Origin of the sequence: Allohahella sp. A8, from assembly GCF_047946665.1 — a bacterium.
Lineage (GTDB): Bacteria > Pseudomonadota > Gammaproteobacteria > Pseudomonadales > Oleiphilaceae > Allohahella.
Genome location: NZ_CP172312.1, coordinates 4,580,212 through 4,606,723, shown reverse-complemented (window position 1 = coordinate 4,606,723; position 26,512 = coordinate 4,580,212). Strand labels below are relative to the sequence as shown.

25 protein-coding genes are annotated in these 26,512 nt (G+C 54.4%); 16 read left to right on the top strand and 9 right to left on the bottom strand.

The genetic code is table 11. From position 1 onward, the window contains the following. Positions 1-73: 73 nt before the first annotated feature. The 4 genes from ACH3PB_RS20590 (at position 74) to ACH3PB_RS20575 (ending at position 3,489) form a co-directional block, all read left to right on the top strand. Complete coding sequence (locus ACH3PB_RS20590) at positions 74-526, top strand: hypothetical protein (protein ID WP_416397367.1); 453 nt, start codon at positions 74-76, stop codon at positions 524-526. A gap of 1,150 nt (positions 527-1,676) precedes the next feature. Continuing rightward, a complete protein-coding gene (locus ACH3PB_RS20585; protein WP_416397366.1) occupies positions 1,677-1,850 on the top strand; it encodes an antitoxin Xre/MbcA/ParS toxin-binding domain-containing protein in 174 nt (57 codons plus the stop codon). Positions 1,851-2,019: 169 nt separating this feature from the next. After that, positions 2,020-2,322: an RES family NAD+ phosphorylase gene (locus ACH3PB_RS20580; protein WP_416397365.1), complete on the top strand. Its 303-nt coding sequence runs from the start codon at positions 2,020-2,022 to the stop codon at positions 2,320-2,322. A 168-nt stretch (positions 2,323-2,490) separates the two neighbouring features. Beyond that, positions 2,491-3,489, top strand: coding sequence for an alpha/beta hydrolase family protein (locus ACH3PB_RS20575; RefSeq protein WP_416397364.1), 999 nt, complete (start codon positions 2,491-2,493; stop codon positions 3,487-3,489). A 115-nt stretch (positions 3,490-3,604) separates the two neighbouring features. On the opposite strand, the gene ACH3PB_RS20570 is transcribed toward ACH3PB_RS20575, so the two are convergent. Further along, the gene (locus tag ACH3PB_RS20570; RefSeq protein WP_416397363.1) at positions 3,605-4,357 is read right to left on the bottom strand and encodes an MBL fold metallo-hydrolase; all 753 of its coding nucleotides are present in this window, start codon (positions 4,355-4,357) and stop codon (positions 3,605-3,607) included. A gap of 171 nt (positions 4,358-4,528) precedes the next feature. Here ACH3PB_RS20570 and ACH3PB_RS20565 point away from each other — a divergent pair, with 171 nt between their 5' ends. Further along, positions 4,529-4,801, top strand: a complete 273-nt coding sequence (locus tag ACH3PB_RS20565; RefSeq protein ID WP_416397362.1) for a winged helix-turn-helix transcriptional regulator — start codon at positions 4,529-4,531, stop codon at positions 4,799-4,801. Continuing rightward, positions 4,788-6,011 carry a winged helix-turn-helix domain-containing protein gene (locus ACH3PB_RS20560; protein ID WP_416397361.1) on the top strand — a complete coding sequence of 408 codons (1,224 nt, stop codon included), beginning with the start codon at positions 4,788-4,790 and terminating at the stop codon, positions 6,009-6,011. The genes ACH3PB_RS20565 and ACH3PB_RS20560 overlap by 14 nt, the downstream gene beginning before the upstream one ends. A gap of 94 nt (positions 6,012-6,105) precedes the next feature. Here ACH3PB_RS20560 and ACH3PB_RS20555 read toward each other — a convergent pair whose 3' ends face one another. From ACH3PB_RS20555 to ACH3PB_RS20530, 6 genes are all read right to left on the bottom strand, one after another. Beyond that, entirely contained in the window at positions 6,106-6,840 is a 735-nt protein-coding gene (locus ACH3PB_RS20555) for a substrate-binding periplasmic protein (protein WP_416397360.1), read from the bottom strand. A 46-nt stretch (positions 6,841-6,886) separates the two neighbouring features. After that, positions 6,887-8,425 carry a methyl-accepting chemotaxis protein gene (locus ACH3PB_RS20550; RefSeq protein WP_416397358.1) on the bottom strand — a complete coding sequence of 513 codons (1,539 nt, stop codon included), beginning with the start codon at positions 8,423-8,425 and terminating at the stop codon, positions 6,887-6,889. A gap of 295 nt (positions 8,426-8,720) precedes the next feature. Continuing rightward, positions 8,721-9,482 (bottom strand): ABC transporter permease, encoded by a 762-nt coding sequence (locus ACH3PB_RS20545; protein WP_416397356.1) that lies wholly within the window; start codon positions 9,480-9,482, stop codon positions 8,721-8,723. A gap of 70 nt (positions 9,483-9,552) precedes the next feature. Then, on the bottom strand, positions 9,553-10,578 hold the full coding sequence (locus ACH3PB_RS20540) for an ABC transporter substrate-binding protein (protein WP_416397355.1): 1,026 nt from the start codon (positions 10,576-10,578) through the stop codon (positions 9,553-9,555). Further along, positions 10,575-11,348 (bottom strand): ABC transporter ATP-binding protein, encoded by a 774-nt coding sequence (locus ACH3PB_RS20535; RefSeq protein WP_416397354.1) that lies wholly within the window; start codon positions 11,346-11,348, stop codon positions 10,575-10,577. Before ACH3PB_RS20535 ends, ACH3PB_RS20540 begins: the two co-directional genes overlap by 4 nt. A 105-nt stretch (positions 11,349-11,453) precedes the next feature. Next, positions 11,454-12,053, bottom strand: a complete 600-nt coding sequence (locus ACH3PB_RS20530; protein WP_416397353.1) for a hypothetical protein — start codon at positions 12,051-12,053, stop codon at positions 11,454-11,456. Positions 12,054-12,357: 304 nt separating this feature from the next. Between ACH3PB_RS20530 and ACH3PB_RS20525 the strand changes: the two genes are divergently transcribed. The 3 genes from ACH3PB_RS20525 to ACH3PB_RS20515 are packed head-to-tail and all read left to right on the top strand — an operon-like array spanning position 12,358 to position 13,495. Further along, positions 12,358-12,501: a PhzF family phenazine biosynthesis protein gene (locus tag ACH3PB_RS20525; RefSeq protein ID WP_416397352.1), complete on the top strand. Its 144-nt coding sequence runs from the start codon at positions 12,358-12,360 to the stop codon at positions 12,499-12,501. Next, the gene (locus ACH3PB_RS20520) at positions 12,498-12,878 is read left to right on the top strand and encodes a PhzF family phenazine biosynthesis protein (protein WP_416399490.1); all 381 of its coding nucleotides are present in this window, start codon (positions 12,498-12,500) and stop codon (positions 12,876-12,878) included. Before ACH3PB_RS20525 ends, ACH3PB_RS20520 begins: the two co-directional genes overlap by 4 nt. Before the next feature lie 32 nt (positions 12,879-12,910). Further along, positions 12,911-13,495: a hypothetical protein gene (locus tag ACH3PB_RS20515; protein ID WP_416397351.1), complete on the top strand. Its 585-nt coding sequence runs from the start codon at positions 12,911-12,913 to the stop codon at positions 13,493-13,495. On the opposite strand, the gene ACH3PB_RS20510 is transcribed toward ACH3PB_RS20515, so the two are convergent. Then, on the bottom strand, positions 13,492-14,247 hold the full coding sequence (locus ACH3PB_RS20510) for an SDR family oxidoreductase (RefSeq protein ID WP_416397350.1): 756 nt from the start codon (positions 14,245-14,247) through the stop codon (positions 13,492-13,494). The two genes, ACH3PB_RS20515 and ACH3PB_RS20510, sit on opposite strands and share 4 nt — an antisense overlap. A 141-nt stretch (positions 14,248-14,388) precedes the next feature. On the opposite strand from ACH3PB_RS20510, the gene ACH3PB_RS20505 reads away from it, so the two are divergent. Beyond that, positions 14,389-15,003 carry a TetR/AcrR family transcriptional regulator gene (locus ACH3PB_RS20505; RefSeq protein WP_416397349.1) on the top strand — a complete coding sequence of 205 codons (615 nt, stop codon included), beginning with the start codon at positions 14,389-14,391 and terminating at the stop codon, positions 15,001-15,003. Here the strand turns inward: ACH3PB_RS20505 and ACH3PB_RS20500 are convergent. Further along, positions 15,000-16,175: a type III PLP-dependent enzyme gene (locus tag ACH3PB_RS20500; RefSeq protein ID WP_416397347.1), complete on the bottom strand. Its 1,176-nt coding sequence runs from the start codon at positions 16,173-16,175 to the stop codon at positions 15,000-15,002. The two genes, ACH3PB_RS20505 and ACH3PB_RS20500, sit on opposite strands and share 4 nt — an antisense overlap. A 186-nt stretch (positions 16,176-16,361) precedes the next feature. Between ACH3PB_RS20500 and ACH3PB_RS20495 the strand changes: the two genes are divergently transcribed. From ACH3PB_RS20495 to ACH3PB_RS20470, 6 genes are all read left to right on the top strand, one after another. Next, positions 16,362-16,679 carry a hypothetical protein gene (locus ACH3PB_RS20495; protein ID WP_416397346.1) on the top strand — a complete coding sequence of 106 codons (318 nt, stop codon included), beginning with the start codon at positions 16,362-16,364 and terminating at the stop codon, positions 16,677-16,679. A 234-nt stretch (positions 16,680-16,913) separates the two neighbouring features. Then, positions 16,914-19,796 (top strand): WD40/YVTN/BNR-like repeat-containing protein, encoded by a 2,883-nt coding sequence (locus tag ACH3PB_RS20490; RefSeq protein WP_416397345.1) that lies wholly within the window; start codon positions 16,914-16,916, stop codon positions 19,794-19,796. A 149-nt stretch (positions 19,797-19,945) separates the two neighbouring features. Continuing rightward, the gene (locus ACH3PB_RS20485) at positions 19,946-20,719 is read left to right on the top strand and encodes a 16S rRNA (uracil(1498)-N(3))-methyltransferase (RefSeq protein WP_416397344.1); all 774 of its coding nucleotides are present in this window, start codon (positions 19,946-19,948) and stop codon (positions 20,717-20,719) included. Next, positions 20,712-22,022: an efflux RND transporter periplasmic adaptor subunit gene (locus ACH3PB_RS20480; protein ID WP_416397343.1), complete on the top strand. Its 1,311-nt coding sequence runs from the start codon at positions 20,712-20,714 to the stop codon at positions 22,020-22,022. Before ACH3PB_RS20485 ends, ACH3PB_RS20480 begins: the two co-directional genes overlap by 8 nt. Beyond that, positions 22,019-25,168 (top strand): efflux RND transporter permease subunit, encoded by a 3,150-nt coding sequence (locus ACH3PB_RS20475; RefSeq protein ID WP_416397342.1) that lies wholly within the window; start codon positions 22,019-22,021, stop codon positions 25,166-25,168. The genes ACH3PB_RS20480 and ACH3PB_RS20475 overlap by 4 nt, the downstream gene beginning before the upstream one ends. Beyond that, positions 25,165-26,397 carry a DUF445 domain-containing protein gene (locus tag ACH3PB_RS20470; RefSeq protein ID WP_416397341.1) on the top strand — a complete coding sequence of 411 codons (1,233 nt, stop codon included), beginning with the start codon at positions 25,165-25,167 and terminating at the stop codon, positions 26,395-26,397. The genes ACH3PB_RS20475 and ACH3PB_RS20470 overlap by 4 nt, the downstream gene beginning before the upstream one ends. The last annotated feature ends 115 nt before the right edge of the window (positions 26,398-26,512 follow it).

The window sequence follows — 26,512 nt, the reverse complement described above, 5'->3', positions numbered from 1 at the left end:
CCGAAATTCAGTGAGTGAGGCTAAGTCCCCTACCGCGGCGAAATCTGCAGAGTGAATGGTGACTAGGAGAAGTATGAAATTAGTCTTTGCAATTCTCGCGGCGGCGTCCGTGCCATCGCTGATGATGAGCGCTTTCGTTCTTCTGGATCGCCTCACTAACCTTTCTCTAAGTATCACCGACTCGTACATGTGGTTCGGAGTCTTCGTCACCTTTATACTGTGCCTGATTTTTACTGCAGGGTATGTCTCGTTGGTTGGCGTACCGGCTTATGCGTTTCTACGTAGGTTTGGCTATTTCAATTGGCAGCCGTTTGCCATCGCGGGGGCTTTTTTGGGTACTATCCCGGCTGCTGTAATGACTTGGCCGCTCAAGTACCCCCATTTCACACCTTCAGCGGCCAGGTGGATGGAATTTACCATCGGCATCGTGCTTTGCGCTGTTGGGGGTGCTGTTGCTGCTCAGGCCTTTCGACTCATCGCCCCGAAAAAATCTCATGATATACCGCCTGCGGTGATATCTGAATGAAGCGTCATGACATTTAAGACGGTGACAGTCGTCTCTGTTCTGTTTCTAATCCCTCTCAAGGCGAGCATGTATTCAGTGTTGAAAATGTGCTTCGCGTGATCGAGGTCATCAAGGGTCCGCCTGTTTCTACCGTACTATTCAGCGGCCAGCCAAAAGGCACCCATGACGGGTTTGACTACTTCGGGCACAAAGCGCCTTGGTTCTGGCTGACGTGGAGCGGTCGGTCAGAGTTCCCATGTTGTATCTGTGGTCCAGACTTCACGTTCCGTGATGGTGAAACCTATCTGCTTTTCCCAAACTCATTCGGCGCACTGAAGTCGGCAGAGATCATCAAGGGCACACATGACCTGTGGTATAGATATGTCAAAGAGCGAGTAGATGGGCGATAGCACGATAATTCTGATAGTCAGGAGAATTGGCCGCTAGCGATGCTTTCTACTCGAGGCTAGTCACTGCGATAGGCACTGAGTATGAGCTGGTGAGTGAGGCGCATATATGAAGAAAAAATTGGTTTGGACTCTCTGCCTCGCCACCTTCCTCGTCGTCAGCTCTTTGCTTGTGCCTACGACGGTATACAGCCGATCAGAAATGGTGAAGGTCCCTTACGGCTTGCCGATGCCTTTTGTTTGGCAACGCGTAACCCAACTCGATCCACCCTCCTTCCCCCAGACCTACCATGTGATGCTTCCCCAGGAATACGCGACGTCTGTCTCCTTGCTTAACTTCTCGATTAACGTTGGACTAGGGTGGTTAACAATATTTTCGGCTGTCCGTCTATTGAGGCGATGGAAGGCCAGAATCCTTTCGAAGTGACCTTGAGCGCTTCGACCATAGCTCTCTCTCTATATGCACATCACAATGATGTGTCATCATCACTCTGATGAATAGGTGAGACAACGATATGCTAGCCAACAACGAAGGTTGCGCTGTTTTTGGTTTGCCAGCCTCAATCTTCACTAGTCCTAAATCCTACATTGAAGCCGTTCGCCAGGGACTTCCAGGCCAAACGGTCAAGGCTGCAGTGGATGAATTCGGCGATTGAGATCTTTTCGTAAGGATCCTCAACACAACTGCGCGAAATCTCCACCGCTTCTACAGCAAGATATCGCTCGGTCCTGAAGAATCGGAAATACTATTGGATGCCTTACGGTTGATATTTGAAGCGAACAGAGTGTGGGGCGGCCTGAAATCAGCGAAGCAATGGCTATCCTCTCCGGTGCCCGCGCTTGATGGTGAGCGACCGATAGACCTGTTCGACACGTTCGAGGGACGGCGCTGGGTTACCACTGTACTAAGACATATCGAGACCGGCGATTTCAGCTGATGGAACTCTACAGAGTTACGCCTGTAGCGTTATCTCGAAAACTACTCAGGCCACGGCGGGAGTTTCGTAAATGGAGGGCGTTGGAGTTCTGCGGGACATCCTGTGATGTATATGGCACTCAGCGAGTGTCGCGCTGCTTGAAATCGCCAACTACATCTCTTCACCCAGAATGATTCCGCCATCGTTCAAACTCGGAACCTACACGCTCGACAGGCGCGCGGCCCGGGTGGATGAGCTTGCGCACGACAGCCTGCCTGAAAACTGGCGTGCCTTCCCCTACCCTGCCACAACTCAGTCGCTTGGCGATGCCTGGCTTGATAGGGGTGACGCGCTCATGCTCCTTCTCCCAAGTGCAGCTTCACCATCGCTAAACGACAAAATCGCATTGATCAACACGCTCCATCCCGATATAAAGCATCTATCCCTCGCGACCAGCAGCGAAACACTCTATAACGAGAGAATGTTCCGATAGCCTATCCCTGGTAACACAATCCAAGTCACAATAGGCAGGCGTGTCGATAGATGAGGGCTACCAGGTCTTCGGTATCCTTGAAGATCGTCCCACTGGGTCTCTTCTCTATCATATGAAGAAACGTCTGGACTGACCTCACGGCATCAAGATCAATATGCAAGGGAACGCATGAAGAATATCGTGTTTTGGAGTTTATCCATCTTCAGCCCGCTGTGCCTGAGTAGTATCGGCATTTCCACAGAATACTATGAGGATACGTCAAGAAATAGATCCATCGAGGCAAGAGTTCTTTATCCGACGAGCAAAGGACAATCAGAAGAACTTTTGGCCGAGAATCCCGCGTTCTATGGTTTCAAGGCCGCGGCAAATGCAAACCCTGTAGGACAACAGTTGCCAGTCTATTTCCTTGTCCACGGCACCTCAGGGAATTGGAAGAACCTGTCCTGGCTAGGCAGCGCTCTAGCAGAAAGCGGTGCTTTGGTCGTATCGGCCAACCACCCTGATTACACGACGGGCCAAGCCACACCAGAAAGCGTTATCAGATTGTGGGAGCAGCCACGAGACGTCTCCTTCCTGATCAGCGAGATTTTATCGAGCAAGTTCGCCTTCCACATCGATAAGGACAACATTACCGTTGTCGGCTTTTCCCTGGGTGGATATACGGCTTTGGCATTGGCTGGAGCCAGACTGGATATGTCCGGCTACGAGAAATACTGCTCATTGAATACCGACGTTTCCTGCAATTACTTCCAGGACGCGTTTGAAGGGCTGTCACAAAACGATCGCCTCATGATTTCCGGCGATCACAGAGACAAGAGAGTGAAACGCTCGGTGGCTATCGCGCCTGGCTTCGTACCTGCTATATTGCCCGGCAGCTTGCAGGATCTGTCGGCAGACACTTTGGTAATTGGTGCGGAGCTTGACCAAAACGTCCCGCCTGCCCTGCAGTTGAAGCCTCATCTGAATAGCGACAGCACCGGCCTTCGCTATATAGAGATAGATCGAGCCTCTCATTTCAGTTTCATGCAAATCTGCAAGCCTGACGCGATCGCTATCCTGGCAGAAGAGAAAGCTGAATTCGTGTGTCAGGACGCCGTTAATGTAGATAGGAAGTCGATTCATCAACAACTTTTTGAGGTTGTTGTTCAACAGGACAGGAAGCTGTGACTAGAGCAAACTTGTATCCGCTTTCAGTGTTAGTAGAGGACCCTGCCATTCGGCATCGGTTCGAAGTCACCAATGAAAAAGATGCTTTGATCGCTTACCACCATCACGATTGGCCTCAAGAGGGCTCTTGCCGTGGCACCTGACAGGCCTTCAACTTCTCGATATGCCGCAACACCTCCTGCCGGGGCAACGGTCCGCCGTGCCCCATGAAGAATGTAGACACACCCCTGTCTGCAATCGACTGCAGTTCCTGACTGACCATTAACGGGTTGTCCTCGAACGGTGGCCGCTTTGCCTTGCCTGTTCTGATAACCCCACCGAGCAAAATGCCCGAAGAAACAAGATCACCCACGATAGCCTGAGTGTTATCGAGCACCACAGAAATCGAACCGGCGGTATGCCCTGGGGTAGGAACGACCTCGCCATCAAAGCCATACCCACTGAGGCTGAAGCTGTCCTGCGTGCTGAGCAGGATATCCGGTTGAAATGGCTCGTATGGCTTCTGAATAGCGCCGGTCTTGCTGAACAGCCAGCCGAACCAACCAGTGCTACAGAAGTGCATTACATTTTCTCCGGTGAAATAAGGCAAATCATTCAGGTGGGCGACGACTGGCGCGCCCGAAAGCGATTTTAGTTTTGCGGTGTTGCCGGCGTGATCGATATGCGCATGCGTGATAATGATCAGTTTGATATCTCTGAAGCTCAGGTCCAGCGATTTCAGTACTCGGCTGACTTTGTTCTCTGTCCCAGGCAAGCCTGTATCGATCAGAACGCATCCGCTTGCGTTCACCAGTAGAAACGCATTGATCATTCCCAGAGGGAAAATGGGTATTCTGTGTATGCTTGCTTCAGTTAATCTTTCATTCATATGGTCAGGCCGCAAAGTACTGATTTGTCGGCGAGTATATGTGGGCAGCGAATGCCGTCAATTAGGCACTTTTTGGTAACTGGTATGTTGGAGAAGAGACAAAACCCCGATAACCCCCTGAACTGTCCTGTGGTTTCGACGCTCTGCCTGATCAGTGGCAAATGGAAGCCGATGATCATTCATGCCCTGATCGAGCAGCCGATGAGATTCGGCGGGATAAAGGCCGGCATGGCTCCTATCAGCCAGAAGGTGTTGACTGAACAGCTGCGAGAGCTGGAACGGGATCAACTCGTCGAGCGCCATGTAATTGAGGGAAAGATATTGAACGTCAGCTATTCGCTCACCGATTACGGAAAGACACTGATTCCTGTGATGGAGGCGCTGTACGCTTGGGGAGCGCTCAACTTTCCAAGCTCCGACGACCGAAACCATGATCGTACTTGAACGCCCACAAGACCTGACTCGCCTACGTCGCCTCGCCCTGTCCGCACAAGGTCTGCTACAGACCCAGCCCTTCGGGCGCGGCCTCGCTGGAGCACGTCGAGCCATTAGTCATATCGGCTATGTTCAGATCGACACCATATCGGTGGTAGAGCGCGCGCATCATCATGTTCTCCATTCCAGGGTGCCCGATTTCGAGCCCTCAATGACGCACCAGATGTTGCTCGACCGTGACATTTTCGAGTACTGGGCACACGCGGCTGCGTTTCTGCCCATGGCAGACTTCCGCTTCTCGCTGCCTTACAAGCACGCGATAAAGAGCGGACAGACGCACTGGTTCAAGACTCGTGATGTTAAACTTATGAACGAGTTGCTGGCCCGAATACGCATCGACGGTCCGCTGCGATCCAGAGACCTCGAGACTGACGCAAGCTCACGTGCAGGTTGGTGGGACTGGAAGCCAGCGAAAAAGGCGCTTGAACAGCTGTATATGCAGGGCGACCTGATGGTCAGCAATCGTGAGGGCTTTCAGAAAACTTACGATCTTACTGAGCGGGTTCTACCGCCTTATGTGGATTCTTCAATGCCCAGCGATGACGAGTTCGCCACGCACATCTTCGACCAACAACTGCGCTGTCATGGCCTGATTTCATTAAAGGGCGTGACCTACCTGCGCCGGAATACGAGCCTACGCAAGGCTGTGAAGAGACTGGTTGCTGAAAGGCTGGCGCAGCGTTCTCTGGAGCAGGTACAGGTCAGCGGCGGTGAGATATTCTTCATGGAAGCGGGTGCACTCGAACGTAGGCTTCCCCGCTTGAAAGACAGAATCGTGATCCTTTCGCCGTTCGACAACAGCGTTATTCAGCGCGAACGGCTCAGAGCACTATTCCAATACGACTATCAGATTGAATGTTATGTCCCAGCTGACAAACGAAGGCATGGGTATTTCAGCCTTCCGTTACTGTACCGGGATGAATTCGTGGGGCGAATGGACTGCAAGGCGCATCGCAAAAGCGGGTATCTGGAGATCAAGTCGCTATACCTTGACCGACACGATTTTGACCTGGTTCGTTTCGTTGCCGCCTTCCTGGACTCGATCGCCCGATTCTGTCGATTTCAGGGATGTGAGGCTGTTTCCTTGAACCGTGCCGAACCAGACTATGTGGAGGCAGCTATCCGTAGCGCATTGGAAAATCCAGATCACAAGTACTGATACCGAAACCCATCAGGCCTGGTAACCCCTCTGGCTGATGCAGACTGCTTCTGTCGTCCCTAACGCTCAGCGCCACATGAACAAGCATCCGGCTTTAATTCAACCCATACTGCTTCCGAAGCTTCTCTACCTTATCCGCATTGGCTACCAGCCACACGTTGAACTGCTCTATGAGTTCAGGATGCTTAATTGTCGATAGATGATACTGGGATCTGGTGTGTGGCAAAGTGTCATCGAATACCAGCCCACCCGGTTTTTTGAGTTGTTCAGCGAGAACATGGCGAGCCACATCCACATTAAAGTAAACACCGCCCACGCGTTCACTCAGTCCCAAATTTATCATAGCTTCAACGTTAGAAACCTCGTTGAGCTGCACCTTACCTTGTTCGATCGAGCCAAGGTAATCCCAAGGCGTAAAGCCCCGCACGATGCCAAGCTTCCCCAAAGCATCTAGGCCTTTGCCTTTATGCTTCGGCAAAACCAGCGTGCCGTCGGTATATGGCTGAGCTGGCTCACTGTAATGAACCGTTTTGCCTTTCTTGGCATCACCGGCCCAGTTTGGATTATCGGGAAATTTGAAGTCGACTTGCCCTTCCACGAAGGTCCCGATCAACCGTGCAATCGGATAAGCTTTGTATTCGAACTTGTGACCATGTGCCTCGGCAAACATGTCCAGAAGGTCTTTCGCGAACCCGCTATATTGACCATCACGTGTCGTGTACACCGGATAATAATCGATATCTTCCACGCCCACCTTGTAAGTTTCAGCCTGGGCCGGAACCCACATAAGACTGAGTAGAATCGTAAGTACGCCATTCCGCATTTTCATATCACCTACCTTCTCAATCAGAGCCGCCACACGGCGAGTAGTATTTTCAGACCTTGAACAGCTTTACAAGCCCCTGCACGCCTGCCGCAAGATCAGCCACTCGCTTGCTTGACGATCGTGCATCATGGCTGCTGTGTGCGGTGTCCTCTGCTATATCAACGATGCGAACAAGACTGCGATTGATATCTTCTGCAACGCTGGTCTGCTCTTCTGCCGCATGGGCAATCTGGGTGTTCATGGCATTGATGGAAGTAATGGCCTCGGCGATGAAAGCGAGTTCATGCTCAACTTCTGTTACTTGGTGAATCGTTTGTTCACCGAGTCTTCGGTTGGTCTGCATTCCATTTACGGCCTTCTGGGTACCACTCTGTAGTTTGATGATCATTTCTCTGATCTGCTCGGTACTGAGCTGAGTCTTGCTGGCCAGATTCCTGACTTCATCTGCGACGACGGCAAAGCCGCGACCCTGCTCTCCTGCTCTGGCGGCCTCGATTGCCGCATTAAGTGCCAGTAGATTGGTTTGCTCAGCAATACCTCGAATGACCTCGAGGATCGAAGTGATGTGCTCGACATCTTTTTCAAGATCACCAATGACATCTGAACTGACCTGAATGTCGGTGGCCAGCGAGCGAATTGCCCCCATGGCATTAAGCACGACCTGTTTGGCTGTTTCACCTCGCTCATCAGCCTGTGATGCCGAATCTGCGGCCTGGCGGGCGCTCTTCGCGACATCCTGCGCAGTGCTGCTCATTTCATTCATGGCTGCAGCCACTGAGTCCGTTTCGAGACGCTGACTATCAACGCCTTCGCTGGTGCGCACCGCGATCTTTTCAAGGGTGCCGGTCGAGCCATCGATCTCATCGACGGCCCGGACTACTTCGACCACCAGACTGTGAATTCTGTCGATGAAAGCGTTGAAAGCCGTGGCCAGCCGGCCGATTTCATCATTTCGGTTGGACTGTAGCCTGAACGTAAGATCGCCCTCTCCTTTGGAAATGCCTTCCAGGGCACCGACGACCTGCTGAATGGGTCTCGACACCATACTGCGCATCAGTAAGGTCAACGCCGTGATGAGAATGGCCAGAAGAATGACGATCTGTATCGCATTGCGAAGCACCGACTCTGCAAGCAAAGCCTCGAGCTCAGAGTCGTCGATCAGGATGGTCAGGCGGCCTACCTCCGAGAGGTTCCCCCCGTTGTCATACATCAGCGGAGCGTGCAGGATCTTGCCAGCATCATGCGTTGCAGCATCCTCTAGAGCCGTCTGCATGACCACCGGATCACCGGTCTCTGACTTGACAACGCCCACGAGGTGCTTGTCGCCAGCGGACACATAGATGCCGTAAATGACAGTGGCCTGCACCTCGGCTTCGATAATCCGCCTGAGCTGATCAGTTTCGAAATTCCAGATTGCAGCTGGCAGGCTGAGCTGCAGTCGGTTTACCACGCCCTGAGCCTGGACGCTCTGCTGTTGTTCGATGCGCTTAGCCGTCGTCGAGTAGTTATAGAGTCCGAACAAAAACAACACCATCGCCACGATAATGCTCGCGATGAGACTAAATCGAAATGCTATTGATTCGCGCACGGTAGTTCTCCGGCAACTGGAATTAGGCTCGCCGACACCTCTGGGCGACAGGTCTCAGCAAGTTAAGCCTAGTTGGGTTCCGCCCAACTGCCAATTCAAGCGCCCCTACTTTCAGGGCTTGCCGCGCGATGCCGTCCATGATTCGTCGAGTTATCACTGCAAGCTCGAGCTTGCTGAAGCATGCGGGTACGGCTTAGACAGTGACGGTTCTGTCTACATCGGCTGGGTAACGTGTGGTTGGGTGGTTATCGGGTCGGGGATGATATAGAGGACCTCCGGAATCAGGCAACGGACATCACAAGTACTGATACCGCAGCACCCGGTGCTTGATCCCTTCGAGCACCACCTGGTCGATCACTGCTGCGAGTATCGCGATAACCAGAATATTGGTCATCACGCCCGTCATATCAGCGATCTCACCCGAATAAGCCAGCGAGCGCCCAAGGCCCTCGCCGAAACCGACGATCATCTCTGCAGATATCAATGCACGCCAGGCATTGCCGAATGCAAGCTGCGCACCCGTAATCAGCTCGGGCATGACAGCTGGCAGGTACACACGCCGTAGCAGGTCAGCCTGCGACGCACCCATCACCCGAGCGACTGACACGTGGACCTTCTGAACGCTCTCTGTCGCATTCATAACACTGAGTGCCATCGGAAAGAATGCGCCAATGCCGATAACCACGATGATAGGCAGACTACCGAAACCCATCAGGATCAGAAACAGCGGCACCCAGGCAATAGATGGAATCGACTGCAGAATGACGATGGCTGACTTCAGTGCGGAACGGAAAAAATAGAGCACACCGCCGATGAGACCAAGCAGTATGCCGAAGAACATCGCCGAGCCGTAGCCAATACCCAGCCTGCTCAGGCTCCCCATCAGCCCCTCGTAGAACTGCTCGGTCTGGAGTTCCTGCCCCAATCTGATGAGTACCGTGTGCACGTCCGGCATTAGAAAGTCCGGCAGCATCCAGGCGGCGATTTGCCAAAGGAACAGTATCAGGAAGACAGCAGAAGCCGTTGCAAATTTCTTGTGATGACGCGATAAGGACATTCGGAGCTAAGACTCTTGAAACATCGACCAGCCGGGTGCCTGAGCAGACACGGGGCCAGTCGTGGTGTATTTACTGGTGGTTGGCGGCCTGCGCATTGGCAGGCTGATCGACTGTAGCGTTCAGGTCACGTGCTTTCTGCCAGGACAGGTCCAGCACCTTGTCGATATCAAGCGAATCGGGCTTCATGATGCCCCGCGCCACCATGATTTCTGCCAGCTCACGCATGCGTTCGACTTCCTTGTCGGTGAGTACCGCACTGAATGTCTGGGTCTTGATGGCTTGCTCGATGACCTGCTCGCGCGGCATGTCCCCATGCTCCAGAGTCTTCAGCGTCGGCTCGGCGATGAAGTAATCAGCAATGAGCTTGGCCGCTTCTGCAGGCTTGTTTTCCAGGAGTTCAATGGCTTCCTTCTGAGCATCCTGAGCGGCCCAGATGGCATCCTTGCGTTTCTCCAGCGTCTTGCCTGAGGTGATCACAACCATGCACGGGAAGGGCCAGACTTCGCCTATCTCGTAGATCTGCTTTACCGGTGCGACGAGTTGGGCGATTCGGTCGTAAGGCTCGAACAGAAAAGCTGCATCGACCCGGCCACCGACCAGTGACTGTACAGCCACTGCAGGCTTGACCCCCATAATCTGGAGATCATCATCGCTTAGTCCGGCGTCTTTCAATGTCACGCCTTTGAGAACGATATCGGCTGTACTCCCCTCCTTCTGAGATGCTAGCGAATGGCCTTTGAGATCCTTGACTGTTTTTATACCACTGTCATTGCGAACCACAATCGAGTGATAGCCGTGTTGCGCCCCACCCACTATCTTGAGGTCGGCGCCGCGTGAGGCCCAGGTAAAGGCATTGGAAAAGCCAAGCACGCCCATGTCCAGCTGACCGCCCACGATGGCCTTGATCAGGTCGGTACCCGAACCAAACTCCACGAGTTCGACATCGAGGCCATGCTTTTCATAGTAGCCACCTTCATACGCCACCATGGCCTGCGCATCGTCCATAACCCGAACGAAGCCGACTTTCATTTTTTCGGCCGCAAGACTGACGCTGGATAACACCAGCATGAGGGGGATAACAAGCCATCGTTTCATATAAACATTCCTCCGGTTCCAGATTTTGCGTCAGGCTGTTCTGCGTCAATACCGAGCAGTGACAGGACCTCTCGTCGCTCGTAGGTGTAGGCGGACAGATCATGCGTCTTGGGCAAGTGCGCCAAGTGAATTTCCTTCAGCACCCGCGCGGGCCGGCTGCTGAACACCAGCACCCGGTCAGCCAGGAAGAGCGCCTCATCGACGTCGTGGGTGACCAGTAGCACTGTGGGGTGCACTTCCCGAATCAAATCTCTCAACACGTCCTGCAGGGTCATTCTGGTCAGTGCATCCAGCGCTCCGAAAGGTTCATCGAGCAACAGAACCTGAGGACGTGCGATGAAGGCGCGCGCCAGAGATGCCCGTTGGCGCATGCCGCCAGAAACCTGATGCGGATAGTAGCTTGCAAAGTCCTTCAACTGGACCTTGTCTAACCACTGCAAAGCCTGCTGTCTGGCCTCGTCCCGCTTCACTTTCTGAAATTCCAGCGCCAGCGCCACGTTGTCGGTCAGCGTTAGCCAGGGATATAACGCATGTTCCTGGAACACCAGTGTGCGGGAAGGATGAGGCCGATCGATCGTTTGCTCATCGGCATAGACCTTGCCCCCGGTTGGCAGTTCGAGACCTGCCGCCAGGTGCAGCAAGGTTGACTTGCCACAGCCAGACGGGCCCACCAGCGCGACAACCTCACCCGGCGTTATCGTGCTGTCGAAATCGTCTATGACCGGCAGATCGCCGAAATCTTTGCTCGTTTGCTCAAAGCGGATCTTCATAACGTCAGGGACTAACCATATGCTCAAAAGTTTTATAGTTTCGTTCTTTTATTTCAGTTGAGCATTATACGGACAAGATGCTCGAGTAGCCGAGTATTTTCTGAGCTATTGCCGGCCGGCACCCGAAGAACGGCTGCGCAGGAAGATACCCAGCGCGGCGATCATGCCCAGAGGAAGACTGCCTGGGATCGGTACATCAACAGGATTTCCCGGGCCCGGATTGTCAGTACCGTCCTGGCCGTCGTAAAAGGTAATCAGCGTTTCGCCATAGCCCGATACCGCCAGCGCAGGCGGACAATCGTCAGCAAACGGCGTGCAATTTGTAGGTGTGTAGTAGACCTCGCTTGCGAAGGCGAAGACGTAGGTATCTTCCAGAGAGACTCGATTCATGAAGTCGTAGCGTTGTCCGCCGTATTCTTTCTCGAAGAGAAACCGGCGTAGCGTGCCATTCAGGTCATGGGACGTTTCAGGAAAATTCTCGATGTAGGCTGCACTCAGCCATGGCTCATCCCGCTCACTGGCGTACGTGGCGAAAAAGATGCCGAGAAACAGTACATCGACGGCCATGTCCGGATCGCCTGTGTCATAATCCATTTCAAAGGCGTAATTGATGTGGCCTGGGGTCGAGTTGATATCAATCCTGATGTGCTCAGGCATGATGACACCAGCCTCAGCAAGTGGCGCGATCAGAAACAGAAATGCCAATGATAGGTTTCTGGCGGCTGAAGCCTGTAAATCCAAAGTGTGGCGCATTGCGTGATCTTCCATGTCGTGCGAGCATTGTTGAACTTCCTTCCACGGCCAGACTACTAGTTTACGGGGGTCGGCAAGTGTGAGCTGATTCTAAATCCGGACATCCGTATTGCCTAGTCCCTACGGTTTCAGTATCGCGATACCACTACGTGTTCATGTCACTTTCAGCCCGATAATTGTCACATCTGTACCGCCTGTAACGACCCGCTTCCTGCTAAAGTTCTGTGAAACTCATCAGCCAGGGAGAGGCATCACCATGCCACTTGGAATTCACGTTGTAGACGCATTCACAGACAAACTGTTCAAAGGCAATCCTGCCGCCGTCATCATCCTCGACAACTGGCTCAGTGATGAGCTGATGCAATCTATTGCTATCGAAAACAATCTCTCTGATCTATAACACCAACAGAGGTACTCGCCAATGAACAGGCCTATTTTGCCGTCTACGAGTGCGAAGCCGACGTACTAGACCTTGAGCAGACGGTTGAACACATCAAACGCCTTTACCCTCGGGATGTCATTGTGACCGCCCCAGGCGAGACTGTTGATTTTGTCTCACGTTATTTCTGGCCAGCCTCAGGTGGCGAGGAAGATCCGGTCACAGGCTCTGCTCACGCGGGGCTTGCGCCCTTCTGGGCTGAAAAGCTGGATCGCAAAGAATTGACAGCCTATCAGGCGTCGAAGCGTGGCGGTCATCTGCGATGTCGCGTTGAAGGTGATCGCGTGATGGTGGCCGGACAGACGGTGAAATACCTGGAGGGCGTAATCAACATTTGAAACAGTGCCTTCTAGCTTAATTGAGGAGCTTTATGAATTTCCCCCTGCAGTTGACCTTCAAGATCATAGCAATCGCCCCGCAATTGACCGTTACCGACGCGCAGGGTGAGGTTCAGGCCTACGTACAACAGAAGCTGTTCAAGCTCAAGGAAGCGGTGACGGTTTATTCGGATGCGAACAAGCAGCGGGTGAACTTCGAGATCAAGGCGGATCGAATCATCGATTTCTCCACCAGATACAACTTTCGCAATGCCGAAGGCACGAAGGTCGGCAGCGTGAAACGCCGTGGCATGCGCTCACTCTGGCGTGCGACGTATGAAGTGTATGACGCCGATGATTCACTCATTTTCACTATCGCCGAAGCTAACCCCTGGGCGAAGATGATCGACAGTGTGCTCGGCAACGTGCCGGTACTTGGCTTCCTTACAGGATACTTCCTGCATCCGAGTTATAACGTCCTCCAGAACGACAAGAAAGTAGCGAGCATGGCCAAGCAGGCTGCGTTTTTCGAGGGTCGATTCAGGATTGACCGTCATGAGCCCTTGCCTGAAGAAGACGAGCAGCGCGTCCTGCTGGGTTTGCTGATGCTCGTCCTCATGGAGCGCGAACGCGGTTAGATGGTCGCCATTCCTCCATCGAACATCAGGTTCTCTCCAAGCATATAGGATGAGTCGTCACTTGCCATGAAGAGTACCGCTCTGGCAACTTCATAGGCTTGTCCGAAGCGGCCGGCAGGCACGGTTCCCAGCAACTCCCCTGCCCAGGCTTCAACCGCTTCGGCTGGCATCCCGAGCTTGCTAAAAATCGGCGTTTCGATCAGGCCTGGGCTTATGCTGTTGACGCGGATGCCGCGTTGCGCCAGTTCAGCCGAAAGTGTACGCGCCAGCGAGCGAACAGCCGCCTTGGTAGCCGCATAGATACTCATGCCAGCCATACCCTGCTCGATGATCGTGGTGGAGGTCAGCACCACACTGGAAGGATTGTTCAGCAAGGGCAGCATGCTCTGGATCGTGTAGATCACGCCTTTAAGGTTCACGGCGATCTGATCGCTGATATTCGTCTCATCCACGTCACTGAAAGGCATGGGCTTGGCAATGCCTGCGTTGGCAAATAGGATATCAAGACGCCCGAACTCTTCCTTTACCCTTTCCGCAAGCTCGGCCATGTCTGCTGAAGAGCTCACGTCTGCCCGGACAGCCACGGCGCCATTACCGAGTGCCTTACCGGCTTGGGCGACGCGCTCGGCATTCTGCCCGACGACAATAACGCGTGCACCTTCTTCAAGGAACAGCTGTGCGGTAGCGAAACCAATGCCGGTGGTTCCACCGGTAATCAAAGCAGTTTTTCCAGTCAGTCTGTTCATCATCATGTATCTCTGAAAGTTCGGTTGATTATCCTTGCCTCAGCAAAGCGTTATGACCCTTGTCGGCCTTTCCTTTCTGTACCGATCGGTATTTAATTTAGCGAACTGTATACTGTGGCGCAAGCAGATTTAACGGGAGCAAGCAAAATGGCCGCTCAGCGAGGACGACCAAGGGGTTTTGACATTGAAGCTGCACTCGATCAGGCAGTTGAGGTGTTCTGGAAAAATGGCTTCCAGGCTACATCCCTGCAAGCACTTACAAGCGCAATGGGATTGAACAAGCCAAGCCTGTATGCAGCTTTCGGAGACAAGGAAACGCTATACCTGAGAGCGCTGGAACGATATGCGGCCCACCACGTTGCGGGTCATGCTGCGATTCTTGCGGAGGAGCCGGATGGTTATCGCGCGGTCGAGGGCTTCCTGCGTTCGTTGGCCACAATGTTAACGGACGCGAGCCTACCCGGGGGCTGTTTTATCGTAACTGGTAGTGCCGACTGTGGTGGCGCCGCTACACCTGAAAAAGTCGATGCCGCCTTGCGGGCCGCACTGCAGAATAGCGAAGCGATATTGCGGGAGCGCTTGCTTCTGGCGCAGCGGGATGGGCAGCTCTCTGCACAGGCCAGCGTGGACGTACTTGCCACTCTATTCAGCTCAATCGTTGGCGGATTGGCAGTGCAGGCCAAAAGCGGCGCAAGTCAGGACAGGCTGTATCAGGTGATAGAAGCCGTCATGACCGTCTGGCCGCGGGATACGGCAGGCTAGATGTAGTAGTCCTTCAGCGGTGGAAAGCCGTTGAACTCGACTGAACTGTATGTCGTGGTATAGGCACCTGTGGAGAGCCAGTACAAGCGATCGCCTATCGCCAGATTAAGCGGCAGACCGTACTTGTAGTTCTCGTACATGATGTCGGCACTGTCGCAACTGGGACCTGCAATGACTACATCCTCGACCTCTCCGGTCTTCTCGGTATGGATCGGAAATTTGATCGCTTCATCCATGGTTTCCACCAGACCCGAAAATTTGCCCACATCGGTGAACACCCAGCGATGCAGCGCCGTGCGCGACTTCCGCGATATCAGCACCACCTCACTCACCAGCACGCCCGCATTGGAAATAAGCGAGCGACCGGGCTCGATGATGATCTCGGGGAAGTCGTCCCCGAAATCCTCACGGATATAGCGCGTAATTTCGTCAGCGTAGGTTTGCAGATCATTGGTGCGGGTGATGTAGTTGGCTGGAAAGCCACCGCCCATATTGATCATTTTCAGTTCAATACCATCTTCTATTTTCAAACGCTCGAAGATGACCTTGACCTTGCCGAGTGCAGCGTCCCAGGCGCCGATATCGCGTTGCTGCGAGCCGACGTGGAAGGACACGCCATAAGGAACAAGCCCCAGGTCACGGGCCAGTATCATCAGATCCATGGCCATATCGGCCTGACAGCCGAACTTGCGTGACAGCGGCCAATCGGCTGTGAGTGTGCCTTCGGTCAGAATTCGAACGTAAACTTTAGAACCCGGCGCCGCCTTGGCAATGTTGCGCAGGTCTGCCTCGGAATCAGTCGCGAACATGCGTACGCCCTTCTCGAAAAAGGTTCGGATGTCGCGGGCTTTCTTGATGGTGTTCCCATAGCTGATGCGATCGGGTGTAACGCCCAGGCCAAGCACCTTGTCCAGTTCATAGATAGAAGCAATATCGAAATTCGATCCCTTGTCGCGCAGCATCGTCAGTACTTCCGGTGCCGGGTTGGCCTTGACTGCGTAATAGACGTTTGCATAGGGAAAGGCTTGAATCATCTCATCGTACTGACGGTGGATGGTGGCGGTATCGATCACAAGGAATGGTGTTTCCCGACCGTCGCAGAAATCCTTGATGCGCTTGAAGGTTTCAGTGTCGTAGTAATCGCCTACGTGGATCGCAGTCTGGTCGCTCATGGGGTTCTGTCTCGCTCATGCTTGGTCTGGCGCTTACTGTAGCCAGTTCCTCTATCCGCCAAGCGTAGTCGGCATCGGCTATAAGGGCAAAGCAAGACATGTTGATTGACTTAGCACGCCCTAGAATCAGCATCGGCAAGTAGCCCGGCTTCAGCACACAACCGTTAATCTGTGGATTGATGAGTAATGAAACAGACGGCAAGGACCCTGATAAAGGGACTGGAAAACTGGGCCTATCATAAAAAACACAGAAAGCAGGCGATGAGCATCCTGGAGTCTGTCGAGTCCGAGCATGGCGAGACAGACCAAAGGCTGATCAGGCAGTCAGATGAATACGCGCTGGACACCTTCGGCTGGAAGGGCTACGCCGCCTGGCACGCCAATGGCCTGTGGCTTTCACCGGACTATCGCATCCTCGCGGAGAGGGAGGTCATTGCTCTTGCCTCGAGTTCGAATCGAAAGAGCAGCGCTGCGGCTCGTTGTGGACGTTTTGTAACGTTTTGATGCTGCTCAATGTGGGCGCATTCTTTGAGTCTACACTCCAGAAAGTGACGCCGCAGGTGACGGCCACCATTCGTTTTGGCCGGAGAACCCATTATGCGGAAAATTCACAAGTATTCACGGCACTTGACAGTTGCCGGAGCCTTGGCATTCTCATTCATCCTTACTGCGTGCAATGACGATTCTGGGTCTCGAGATAAACGCTCAGGGGTCTTCATAGATGCGCCTGTAGAGGGCTTGGGCTACACAAGCAAAGGCCTCGTCGCGGGCCCCCAACTCAACTACGACGGGCGCTATCAGTTCGGCATGTCGAGCGATGGCACGATACAGCTCGGCTTCGGTATCGCACCCCACAATCTTGCGTTTTCCAAGGACAGCGGTAGAACCTGGCAGAACGTTTCTGATACTGACGAAGGCATTACCTGGTCCGCGGTGGCCGTGTCGCCCGGTGGTGACTTCCTTGTTGCAGGCACTGCCGACAAAAGATTGGTCGTGTCCTCCGACAGAGGAGCGACCTGGGCTGAGCAAACCGACTCTTCACCGTGTACCTCGATCAGGCAAGTGCTTGCTCCAGGCGCGTCTGGATTACTGTACATAGTCGGTAGATCTTCATTCTTTAATGGGCTCTTCGTTTCTGACTGCATTGCAAAATCTGCAGATATGGGCAAAACATGGACCGACCTGCTAAACAGCGGCGGTGATAACTCGACTTTCGCCAGCGTGGAAGATGTGACCGTTTCGGCCGATGGAATGCATATAGCCTATGTCTCCCAGGGCGCATCTAACCTGTATCAATCAGCAGACGGGGGCAAGACCTTCCGCAAGACGCTGGATTCCCTTGAAAATAGCTTCTTCGGTAGTGGCAAACTTTTCGGTCGCGTAGCTTCGTCTTCGGATGGCTCTCGCATCGTGTTCGCTTCTCCGACATTTCTCAGGATCACTTCGGACTTCGGCGCCACTTGGGGCACTGTAGGCGCTCGGCCAGGTTTCTTCGATACAAATCGCCCACCCAGCTTTATCGGACGAAGCCTTTCTACGTCCGCTGACGGTTTGCTCATGTACGTCACACGGGAAGATGGCAGTCTTCTGTTTTCTGACAATGGTGGCAGAAACTGGAGCGCGCGAGGAGGTTCAAGCAATCCCTTGCACTCGGCTTATATTTCGCCGGATGGGGGCACACTGGCTTTGGCTGGTGAGCCAAACAAGCATGGCCTTGCGAACCACAGTGTCGATGCCAGTAGCGACACGTCGAAGCAGTCATTGATTCTCGAGACGAACTCAACAATGCGTTACACCGATAGCAGTGGTGGGTACCGGTGTAAGACTGGCTCCAAGGTCACTTTCTATCTGGGAAATCTGGCGCTTGGCCGAGTCGATTGTGAAACAACCACGCATGTCTACCAGTTAGCTGCCCTTGGCGACGACGCAGAAAAGGGCCTGCGCATCGCACAGCTGCTGCAATCCCTCAATACCGGAGAGTCTACGACTCGCATCAGACTGCCTGATCTAAAGGCGCTCGGTATCGATGTGAACCTAGCCGGTACGGATGAACAGTTTGCCGCTTCGGCAAACGCGCTGTTCTCGAAACTGGCAGACTTCTCAGGCAAAACGTTTACGCTGGTAGACAAAACCACGGCAGCGGCCCACATCAGTTCAGAACTCGCCAAACTGTCGGTTGAAGCCAAGGAAAAGCTCTGTAAAGTCAACGCATGTCGGAACGATTTGATTAACCTTCTCAACACCAATGACTTCCAACGTATCGGCGGCACGTTAACTGGTATGCCTGCTGGGGAAGAGCTGGCGCTCACTCTGACGCTCACCGACAGTACATCGACCACTGAAACTTTAAAACTCGGTTCCAATGGCTCCTGGAAGTTCATTGGGAATACCCGTATTGGTGCGGGCTATGAGATTACGCTGAAGAATCCTGCGGGCGCCATCGGCTACGAGTGTGAGTTGGGCAATGCCAGTGGTGTTGTGCCAGTCGGCAGCATCAAAGATGTTGCCATCAACTGCGTCGTTTACGAGCCGATGGATATGACGCTCTCAGGGACCGTGAGCGGACTGGCCCCTGACCAGTCGCTTACCTTGGCAAGCGGGGATGAGGCAATTGCCATCAATGCCAACGGTAGCTTCGCATTCACAACCAAGCTCGCATTCGCTACCGCCTACGAGGTCACTGTGCTGAACCAGAACCCGGCGCGACTTGAGTGCAGTGTTGAGAATGGCGCAGGCAGTATCCCTTTCAGTCGCGACAGCAACGTTATCAATGATATCCGAGTGCTGTGCTTACCAATCCCGCAGTTCCGTATTTCGGGCGTTGCATCAGGTCTCCCGAGCGGAGAGACGATTACTCTTTCGAATATCGACAGCGATCTTGGGTCTGCACTCATCAGCATAACAACTAACGGCGCTTACAGTTTTGCCGAATTATTCACAGGGAACTATCAATTGTCTGTGCTCGGCGCCCCTTCAGGCCTCAGCTGCGTGTTGAGCACGAGCGCAGGCAACCCCAATCCACTGGGTGTGATAGCCGATATCGCCTGTACAGGCGCAACACTTTCTGGCGTTATATCAGGCCTTGATGAAAGCGCGACCCTCAACATGCTACTGAGCACAAATGCAGGTGACAGTGCGCTTCAGGTAACGGGGACCAGCGGAACGACAAGTTTCGTTACCCGCTATCTGCAGCCGGGCACAAGCTATTCACTCAGCATTACGGGCACGTCGGCCGGTATCAGCTGTGATCCGATCGTAAACGCCAGTGGAACAATGGGAAATGCCAATATATCAAACGTGTCAATCACGTGCTCCAGCAGCAATGGGGGTGGAAATGATCCCGTTGCTGGGTCTTTGGGCGGCACCGTGGTCGGACTGGTTGAATCGGATGCACTTCAAATCGAAAATAACGTCAATTTCGATTTTCATTCGGTTACCACGCCCGGAGCGTTCACCATGCCGTTGGGACTTGCTCCTGGAGAAACGTATTCAATCGCTGCTCAATACGGTGGTCTGGACAACGCTTCGTGCGAAGTCACATCCGGCGCTACTGGCACCATGCCCCCCGCTGATGCGACGCCGAACTACGTTGACGATATCGTGATTACTTGCACGTACTAGCCTGAGCAGATCACAGAGTCTGGACCGTGGAGGCCCGGCTCTGACACTTCGGCCAGAAGGTCCGGCAAAAGGATGTTCTCACTTGCGATGGCGCGGTAGACTGAGGCACGCTCAATTGGCAGTCGTTTCAGGATCACTAGTCGCATCGCATGAGAACCTCCCGCATCTATATCGATCCAGCTGAACATGGTGGCCTCGCGGCAACCATGGCGCAGCCGGACAGACAGCTCCAGCTCACAGGTCAGACCGCCCATTATCTCGCTACGGTATTGCGGCTTCGTGAGGGCGATAGCATCGTGCTGTTCGACGGCCTTGGTAGCGAATTTGAGGCCATCATCGGTGCTGGTTCAAAACGAAGCCTGAGCGTTCAGCTACAGAACGAGACACCAGGCCTGCAGCCTTCCCCCTGTCGCATTACGCTCGCGCAAGGCGTGTCCAAAGGTGATCGGATGGACTTTGCCATTCAGAAAGCGACCGAACTTGGCGTGCACCGCATTGTGCCTCTGCTGACCAGCCGCTGCGATGTCAAGCTCGATGAGGATAGAAGGGCCAAGCGGCTACGCCACTGGCAGCAAATCGCTATTTCCGCGGCAGAACAATGTGGCCGCAGTGATATCCCTGAAATCCTCCCCTTCACCCAGCTGCATGCCTGGCTGGATGAAGGCCACCGAGGTTTCATTCTTCACCCAGCCAATGCCGACGCAGCGCAACTCAACCCGATGGCGGCAGGTATTGCCGAGCCGTGTCTGTTGGTGGGCCCTGAGGGGGGCTTCAGCGAAGACGAAGTCGATGCTGCGTTGAAGACTGGTTATCAGGCGTGGACGCTGGGGCCCAGAATACTCCGTACCGAAACGGCGCCGCTCGCGGCGCTTACGATCCTGCAATGGCAGGCAGGCGATCTCAGGAAAACTTCGAATGCATGAACAGAAGCGGCGTCTGTGGCCCTGGGGGCTGCTTGTCGTACTTATTACCGCAGGTCTTGTTTATTTCATGTTCGCCACCCGTAGCCAGCCGCCCCAGCGTGAGGTGGTCGAGAACAGCTTTACGGTTGACGTTCGTGTACTCAAGCAGCAGAACATCGCGCCGGAAGTTCCGCTATTGGGCGTTATAGAATCGACGCAGCAGACACAGGTTCGTAGCCGCCTGAACGCTACAGTTGAAACACTGCACGTGCTCGAAGGTGACAATGTGGTCGCCGGAGAGCCATTGCTCAGCTTCAATGAAGCCGAGGCGGTCGTGCCGCTGACCCAGCGCCGAAGCGAAGTCGCTGAGCTGAAAGCGCTCATCGCGGAACAGAGCGCAAGGGCCGCAGCCGATCGTGCGGCACTTAAAACCGAACAACGCCTGCTGGCGCTCAATGAAAAGGCTGTAAAGCGACAGGAGTCGTTGTCGCGCGCCAACGTAAGCTCGCAGGAGCAGCTGGAGGCAAAGCAGATTGCGCTGGCTCAGCAGCAGCTCGCCCTCGTCAACCGAGAGTTCGCTGTCCAAAACGCTGAAAACCAGCTGGCCCAGCTTCAGGCCCGGCTTGATCGTGCCGAGGCCCAGTTGGCACTGGCAGAGCTGGATTATGCGCAAGTCGAACTGCTCGCCCCTTTCGATGCCCGTGTTGCGTCCGTGAACGTCGCAGCGGGTGATCGTGTCAATGTGTCGGAGCCGCTAATGCAGCTGGTTGGGCTGGATAGCCTGGAAGTTCGTGCGCAGATTCCAAACCGTTGGGTACCGGCCGTGCAGCGTGCCTTGACCGCGGGTCGTCAAGATGAGCGTAAAACACTCTCACGCGCCCAGGCTCTTGTTTTCGGCAAAGCTCATGAGCTGCTACTCAAGCGCATGGCTGCGCAAACCAACGCTGGCACCGGCGGCATCGATGCTTTTTTCGCCTTCGTGAGTGAGCCGCCGTTTTCAGTCAACAAGGCCGTGCCAGTCATCCTGAGCCTGCCACCGCTTGAGAAGGTGTACACCGTTCCGGAGTCGGCGATTTATGGCGATAACACCGTCTATATCGTAGAAGACGGTCGCATGCAGCCTCGGGCCATAACAAGGCTCGGCCGCTTTACCGGGCCGAAGGGTCTGGAGCAGGTAATATTCCGCTTCGATACAGGCGGGTCAGCTACGGATGTCGTGGATATGGATGGCGTACAGGTCGTTGCAACACAGCTGCCCACAGCCACGACCGGCCAGCTCGTCAAGGTTCGTGAACCCAGTGACTCATCGGCAACTGTGCGATGATCCAGAATGCTGGCCAACACCGCAATGACCTGATCGGCCTCTTTGCCCAGCACAAGGTCGCCGCCAATCTGCTGATGATCATCATGCTGATGGCAGGCGTTGTCGGCCTTATCAAGCTCAATACCCAGTTCTTCCCCACCTTCGCGCTGGACTTCATTACCGTACGTGTCGTATGGCCGGGCGCCTCTGCAGAAGACGTCGCACGCTCCATCACCTCGCCGCTCGAACAGGAGCTGCAGGATCTGGACAACGTCAAGGAGATGCGGAGTACATCAGCACGTGGTTTCGCCTCGATCGTGCTGGAGTACGAGGAAGGCAGCAATATGAGCATTGCCCTCGATAACGTTAAGGACCGGGTGAGCCTGGTGAGAAATCTGCCGGCGGAGGCAGAGGATCCGCAGATACGCACCTTCAATCGCCATGAGGACGTGGCGACGCTGATCGTCACCTCGGAAGGCTCGCTAGCCGAGTTGAGAGCGGTGGCAAGAGATCTGGAAGATCAGCTGCTCGAACGCGGTATTGCCAAGATCGAGTTTACCGGGTTGCCTGAAGAGGAGCTCGCGATCCAACTCGATACCGCCGACATCATCGATCTACAAAGGCCAATACCGGCCATCGGGCGCTTGATCGTCAACCAGAGTCAGGACATTCCCGCCGGCACGACAGGACGCAAGGAGGCGGCGCGCGAGCTGCGCTCGCTCGAACAGAAGCGCGATGCAGAAAGCTTCCGCCAGCTCGCACTGCTGACGACAACCAGCGGTGAACAGTTGCGGCTTGGCGATATCGCCGAGGTAGAACGTCGCTCCAAAGACCAGACGGTTGAGGTCCTGTACGACGACAAGCCGGCAGTACTGATGAAACTGCTGCGTACCGAAAATGCCGACACACTTGAGAACGCCGCCATTCTGCAGACCTGGCTGGCAGATATCGAAGGCACCCTGCCCCCGAGCATCGAAGTGCTGCCTTTCAGCGAAGCCTATGTGCTCATACAGGAGCGCATCGACCTACTGCTGAAGAACGGCCTTGGGGGTCTGGTACTGGTTGTCGCCATCCTGTTCATATTCCTCAATGGCCGCGTGGCCTTCTGGGTAGCCGTCGGCATACCGGTCAGCTTCATGGGTACCCTGTTCGTGCTCTACCTTATCGGTGGCAGTATCAATATGGTCAGCCTGTTCGCGCTGATCATGGCGCTGGGTATCATAGTCGACGATGCCATTGTGGTAGGCGAAGATGCGCTCACCCACTACACCAAGGGGGAGAGTGCGCTGAAGGCGGCAGAGGGCGGCGCCCGGCGCATGTTTGTACCCGTCATGTCCTCTTCGCTCACGACGATTGCCGCCTTCCTGCCGCTCATGCTCATCAGCGGTATCATCGGCAGCATTCTCAAGGCCATCCCGATCGTAATTATTTGCGTGATCATTGCATCGCTGATCGAAAGCTTCCTGATACTGCCGGGTCATCTCGAAAGCTCATTCAAAAAGAACCGTCATCGCAAGCCGGGTAAGCTGCGCCTCAAGCTGGATGCTGGCTTCAATCACTTCCGCGACAATATGTTCAGGCCGCTGGTGGCGGCTGCACTCAGGCACCGAGCCCTGAGCCTGGCGATGATACTCTGCAGCTTCGTGCTCAGCATATCGCTACTGGCCTCCGGCCAGATCAAATTCACCTTCTTCCCAACGCCTGAGAGCACCCTCATAACCGCGAGCGTCAAATTCGTTGCCAGTGCCGATGAAGACGAAGTGCGGGTTTTCGCACTGGAAATGGACCATGCCCTGGAGCGGGTCAACAAGTCGCTGGGCGGTGAAACCGACCTCGTAGTCCACTCTGTCGTACGGCTTGGCCAGGGCACCTTCGATGGCGGCAGGAATTTCCAGTCGGGTGAGCAGTATGCCAACGTACAGGCTGAACTGATTTCGTCCGACAGGCGTGATGTCAGGAATACCGAGCTTATCGCTGCCTGGCGCGACGCACTGCCAAAAACACCTGGAATCGAACAGATTTCCATGACGAGCCCGCGCGGCGGACCGCCTGGAGAGGACATCGACATCTTTCTGAGTGGTGCTGCGCCAGAGACCCTGAAACGGGCAGCCAACGATCTCACCGACGTACTCGCGAATTTCGAAGGCGTCAGCAACATTCAGGACGACCTGCCCTACGGCAGACAGCAGTCCATCTACAGTCTCACGCCAACCGGCGCTGCGCTTGGCTTGTCGGTCGCAGAAGTGGGTGCGCAGCTGCGTTCAGCCTTCGATGGCCAGCTCCTGCAGATCTATCATGATGAGGAAGAGGAAGTCGAAGTTCGCATCATGCTCAGCGACGCTGCCCGCGATTATCATCGCACGCTCGCTACCTTCCCCATCATTACCCCAACAGGGGCTGCCGTCCCGCTCGATGACGTCGTTGACATCAAGCCTCGGCGCGGGCTGGAAGTGCTCCGCCACACCGGAGGTAAACTCGGTATTCACGTCACGGCTGATGTGGATGCATCGGTCACCAATGCCAATACCATTCTCACGGGCTTGGCAGAAAATGAACTGCAGTCCATAGCGGCCGATCACGGCGTACGCTACGAGCTGCAGGGGCGCGCTGAAGAACAGCGGGACACCGGTGGTGACATGCTGTTGGGTGCAGTCCTCGGTATTTCGCTGATGTACCTGATACTTGCCTGGGTGTTTTCTTCTTATCTATGGCCGTTGGCGGTCATGATCGCGATTCCGTTTGGTCTCACCGGTGCGGTCTTCGGACACTGGGTTCAGGGCCTGGATCTGACCATCCTCTCGCTGTTTGGATTTTTTGCGCTGTCAGGCATAGTCGTGAATGACTCGATCATACTCGTGAGCTTCTATCAGGATCTGCGGCGTGAGGGTATTCCCGTCGCCACAGCCCTGGTTGAAGCAACCTGCCAACGCCTTCGAGCCGTACTGCTGACATCGCTGACTACTATTGCAGGTCTGTTGCCGTTACTATTCGAGACGTCGTTGCAGGCCCAGTTTCTGATCCCAATGGCCTCGAGCATTTCTTTCGGGTTGGCCTTCGCTACGGTACTCATACTGTTTGCCATTCCTATCATGCTGTCGCTGCTGGAAGGCGCACAGGCACGGATGGGTTCGCTGTTCAAAGGAAAAGGACATCCTGATACACCATGACACCTGCTGACCTTTCAACTGCGGAACTACTGCAGTACGCCTCAATTCCCGTTGTCGCGGCGCTCATTGGCTGGATTACCAATTGGCTCGCCGTAAAGCTCACATTCAAGCCACTGGAGTTCGTGGGCATTCCCCCGTTCCTTGGCTGGCAGGGCATCATCCCTTCCAAGGCGCGGAAAATGGCTGACCTCTGTGTCGACGCCACTATAGCCAAGCTCGGGACGGTGCAGGAAATATTCGAGCAGATCGACCCTGAGCTGCTGAGCCAACATGTCATTGATTCGTTGATGCCCCGGGTAGAAGAATATGTAGACGATGTCATGACGCGCGAGCATCGGACGCTCTGGGAAAACCTGCCCATGAGAGCGAGAAAGATCGTTTACGATCGTGTGCGAAAGAGCGCGCCCTCACTGGTCGACAAGCTGGTCACCGATATCGGTCTGCAAATAGACACTCTCCTGGATCTCAAGAAGCTGGTAGCAGACTGCCTCGAGGCAGATCGTGAGCTGCTGAACAGGCTGTTTCAGGAATGCGGTGAGGCCGAATTCCGCTTCATTATCAATAGCGGTTTTGTGTTCGGCTTCATTTTCGGACTGTTCCAGATGGTGGCCTGGTATTTCTATCCCAGCTCGTGGGTGCTGCCCGTTTGCGGATTCATCGTCGGCTGGGCAACCAATTGGATTGCGCTCAACATCATATTCCGGCCAGTCCGACCGACCAAGATAGGCCCGTTCGTGATCCAGGGACTATTTCTCAAGCGCCAGCCGGAAGTGGCGAACGTGTTTTGCGATATTGTGACGCAGGAAATACTCACCGTAGGCAACATCCTCAACTTCATGCTGAATGGCCCGCAATCCGGCCACATGCGGGCCATTATCCGCAAGCATGTCAAGCCGCTGGTCGATGAGACAGCTGGCATCACCAAGCCGCTGACTCAGATTGCGTTTGGTCCGTCGGGGTTCGCAAAACTGCGAGAACAGGTTGGCGAACACGCTATCATGTTGTCACACGAAACCTTCGACGATCCGCTGTTCAACAAATCAAGAGCCACGGCGGTAGCGGCCATAATGCGCGAGCGCATGATGCTGCTGTCGCCTGAAGAGTTCCAGGCCCTGCTGCGCCCATGTTTTCAGGAGGATGAGGTCAAGCTCATCATGATAGGTGGCGTACTCGGCATGCTGGCCGGTGTGGCACAGCTGATCTGGGTGTTCGGCGAGAGCATGCTGTGATGGTCAGTGTCGGCTTGCTATCACAGTACTTCACCAATTGTTGTTAACCAGGTTTGACAAAACTATAACAAACGGTAAAACTTGCTTACCGTTTATTTCTTGATCAGTACAGGAT